This window comes from Arthrobacter sp. 4R501, from assembly GCF_002929755.1.
Taxonomy (GTDB): domain Bacteria; phylum Actinomycetota; class Actinomycetes; order Actinomycetales; family Micrococcaceae; genus Arthrobacter.
Map to the genome: position 1 here is coordinate 1 of NZ_PJIW01000042.1, position 3,868 is coordinate 3,868.

Genomic DNA, 3,868 nt, shown 5'->3' on the forward strand with positions numbered 1-3,868 from the left:
TCGGTGGAGGTATCGGTGAATGCCACGTCCAGGGGCGCGGTGCCGGAAGTGGGGGTGGCCGTGAAGGAGGCAACGGGCGCCCGGTCGTAAAAGTGCCAGTACCGGTCGGTGGCGTTCACATCGGCGAGCACCAGCAGACCGCTGTTGGCCGTGCCCCGCGCCGCGCTGTTGAGGTTCTGCTTCGTTGACGTCACGTTGTGGACATACTGGTCGGCGTCCACGATGCGAGCCGTCTTCGCGGTGGTGAAGCTGATGTTGTCCAGCGGCGAGGACTTCTCGTAGATCGCGCCCCCGGAGTTACTGCAGACACCGGCGTTCGTCGTGCCATTCGGCTTCGGATAGGAAGCGAAGGTACGCAGCCTCTGCGTGCTCTCATCAATCAAGACGATCACCCGGTTCGGGCACTCCGACACAGTCGCGATCGGGTGCGCCGACCAGGTCGTGGCATTCAATGCCAACAGCTGGATCAGCGGCTGAGGCGCGGACGTGAACGACGTCTTGACGGCGGCGAAAACCCGGTCGCCCGAGGAGTCCAGCCACTTCAAGTTCATATGGTCATCGCTGCTGCCCTGCCCCGACACCGCCGCCACAGGTTCGCTCCAGTCGGTGTTCGACGCTCCATCGACGTGGTAGCTCCAGTACATGCCGTCCGTGGCGTCACCGATCTCCCGGCTCCACATCAGACCCATCTTGCCGGGTCCGAATGCGATCACAGCCGACGTGTCGTCCACAGACACATTGCTCAACGACGCAGGATGCGGGAACGGCGTGCCCCATGTTGTGCCGTCCGTGCCAGTGACGTTCAGATAAATCTTGTTACCCTGCTGCCACGTGGCCCACACCCGACCCGTCGAGTCCTTATCGATGGTCAGGGTCTCAATCTTGTAGTTGTTGATGTTCGTAGACGACAGCAGCGAGTACGTCTTAGTACTCAAGTTGTAGCTGTAACGCCGCATCGTCGTCGGGTAGTTCGGCTCAGCCGGCAGGGTGTCGGCGACGAACCGATAGCTCGCCACATACAACGTCGTCCCGTCCCACAACACGTCATGATGGGTGCTCGAACGCTTGTCCGTAGCCACGCCCGTATCGACCCACGAGCTCGTCGCGGCATTGAACCGGAAGATATGAAAATCCGAGCTGGCAGTGTCCCACAGGTTCCCCCACCAGAGCCCGTCGTTGAACCACAACGAACTCGTCGCCCGCTTCGTACCCGTCGGCGTCCCCGTCCCCGAATGCGACGGACCCTCAACCCCAACATCACCCTCAGCAGCCGACGCCGCAACCGGGACCACCAGAACACCACCCAGCGCAAGCAGCAGCGCTATGAACGCGAGCAGGGTCTTTCTCATGGTCTCTTCCCGGCGGATAGTGGATTCTTCGGTTGCCGCCGCTGTCACCGGCGACGGGCATCAGGTTCCATGAAATTCTTCTCCCTTCGGTTTTTGTCAGGCGTCGCGGCGGCGTCTGGTCAGTGTATGCCCGGGTCAGGAGGCCAACCAGCGTAGCGAGGGGCTTCCCTGTACTCGTATTTCTCGCATGCCCTACCCGTCTTTCAGCCCGGACTACCCGGCTTTTACTACGGTGCGGAACGCGTACCTGCGTCTGTGTCCGACCCCGACGTTGGAACGAAGTTCCAGTCGAAAGACCCGTCGTCTCGGAGTGTCATCCGAAGGAACCCGTGGGTGTCGCTGAACCGCTTCACGATGTACGACGGACTGCTAGTGAAGGAGCGGAGATCGACACCTCCCGTGGAAACCTGGAACGCTGTCATCCCGTCACTGACGCACTGGTCAGCGTTGTTCACCGGACATGACCGTTCGTAGTTGTGCTGTGACCCTGACAGGGTCAGACGGACCCGGTGCTTCCACATCACGTCGATCCACGGCTTGTGGTCAGCGGCCCGCTCATGTTCGGTCGTGTTCGACGTGAAGTACGGTTCGTGGTATGCAACTGCCAGGTGCTTACCCGCCGCCCTAGCAGCAGCGAGGTCGTTGTCCAGCCACGTCGTCAACGCCCGAGCCTGCGTGGGGTTGTACCGCCATTGCGCCGACGACAGGAACGCGAAGTGCCAGTTCCCGAAGTCCTTCGAGTACGGTTCCCCGTTCCCGATGAACCCACGCTCCTGGTTGATCGCAGCCTTCGCCGGAGACCCCGGGCATTGGCCATTCATGAACTTGTCGAGGTCTTCGTTGCGGCCGGGTTGCCAGTCGTGGTTGGGGGCGGACACCCAGTACAACTTGGGCTTCGTGCCACCCCACAGCCGCGTCCAGTAGTTCACGTAGTCCGCGCAATACGCGGTGTCGTACTGGAAGTCCCCGAGCCCTAGGAACGCGTCAATCTCGTTGTTCTGCACGAGCCGGGTGATCGCCGCACCGTTCCGGCCGGAAGGGCTATCAGGCGCATAGGTCTCGACGCCGTTCATGTCACCGACAGCAGCGATCCGAACATCAGGCGGCTCCGGAGCGCTGGTGCAACCCGCGACGGAGACCGCCAGAAGGGCTGCGGCGGTTGCGGCCACGCTCCGGAAGGATCTGAAACGAGTGAACACTGACTTCATCCGATAACCCTCAGATGTGTCGGTACCCGAGGTACTCGCTGACCTCGAGGACGGAGCGGGGCGGAGGAGGCGCGTCCGGGTTCCACGTCCTGCCGTCGGCGGACTCCCGGGGTGCAATGGGACGCGACCAGGTCCGCTAACTCGGCGGCCCAGGCTTCAAACACTCCGGGGTCGAAAGCGAACATGCCCGGCGATTTGCCTGACCGCTGCCACCTCGTGTGGAAATCGGCTACGAAGGCCTCGATCCTGCCGCGTACCTCGTCCTGGGTCATGCGGCACATCCTACCGCCCCACGGTGGCCCCCCTTCCTAAGCCGGACGAGCGGGCAGTGGGTCCGCCGTCGTCGTTCATGGGGCAGTGCCCTCGCCATGCGGAGTGTTCGTACAGGGGGTTCAGGTTCACGACGGACTGCACTACCTTTCTCCTATGGCCATGGGCAAGCAAAGGTGCTCTGACCCCCTACAGGAATTTCTACTCAGAAGGAGTGGGATAGGTCATGAATCAACGATCCAAAATATTCTTTGCTCTCGTCGTCCTGTTGCTTGTTGTTGGCGGGGCGGCACTTTTTGTCTTCGACAACACAAAAAGGAGCAGGGCCGCGGAGTACGATCCGCAGATCAACCCGGCCGATTTCACCACCAAAATTACCAATCAATATTTCGCCCTCCCCGTCGGCAAAAAAATGACTTACGAAACGACCGAGCAAGGACGCGTCACCGAGAGGATTGAAATCGAAATCCTGCAGGAGACCAAGACCATAGAGGGCGTTGAGACGGCCATCTACCTGGACAAGGAATACAAGAACGGGCAGCTCGTAGAGGAAACCCGGGATTACCTGGCACAACACAAGAACGGTGACGTGTGGTACTTCGGCGAGGACGTGAACAACTATTGGTACGGGATGTTGCTGGACCACTCCGGCAGCTTTCTCCACGGAAAAGATGGCGCAAAAGCCGGCATCTGGATGAAGGCCGAGCAGCGCACCGGCGATTCCTATAGGCAGGAATTTTACGTTGGTCATGCAGAAGACATGCGGGACACCGTGGCCACCGGCGAGACCGTCTCCACGAAAACCCGCACCTACACCGGCTGCATCAAGGTTTACGACTGGACGCCGCTTGAAAAGAACTCCCGGGAGCATAAATACCACTGCCCCGAGGTCGGTGCGCTCGTCCTGACCGAGGATCTGCAGACCGGAAAACGGTCAGAACTCGTGAATGTTGTCCAGCCCTAGCCCGAATTTTTCATCAGAGTGACGTTGGCCGCCCGGTCCCTGCTTGATTCTGGTGCGGGTTGATTCTTTGGTTTCGG

At 60.6% G+C, this 3,868-nt stretch carries 3 protein-coding genes; 1 reads left to right on the forward strand and 2 read right to left on the reverse strand.

Annotation, left to right across the window (positions count from 1 at the left end; translation table 11 throughout):
• Together CXR02_RS21770 and CXR02_RS21775 are read right to left on the reverse strand one after the other, a co-directional pair.
• Positions 1–1,349: hypothetical protein (locus CXR02_RS21770; RefSeq protein WP_258061173.1), on the reverse strand; the 1,349-nt coding region annotated here is incomplete at its 3' end.
• Between the two features lie 227 nt (positions 1,350–1,576).
• Positions 1,577–2,518 carry a metallophosphoesterase gene (locus CXR02_RS21775; protein ID WP_258061174.1) on the reverse strand — a complete coding sequence of 314 codons (942 nt, stop codon included), beginning with the start codon at positions 2,516–2,518 and terminating at the stop codon, positions 1,577–1,579.
• A gap of 535 nt (positions 2,519–3,053) precedes the next feature.
• On the opposite strand from CXR02_RS21775, the gene CXR02_RS21780 reads away from it, so the two are divergent.
• A complete protein-coding gene (locus tag CXR02_RS21780) occupies positions 3,054–3,791 on the forward strand; it encodes a hypothetical protein (protein WP_104063881.1) in 738 nt (245 codons plus the stop codon).
• Positions 3,792–3,868: the final 77 nt, after the last annotated feature.

What these genes read in the sequence shown, in the direction of transcription:
- CXR02_RS21780 (WP_104063881.1), top strand. Translation starts at nt 3,054, where the DNA reads ATGAATCAACGATCCAAAATATTCTTTGCTCTCGTCGTCCTGTTGCTT.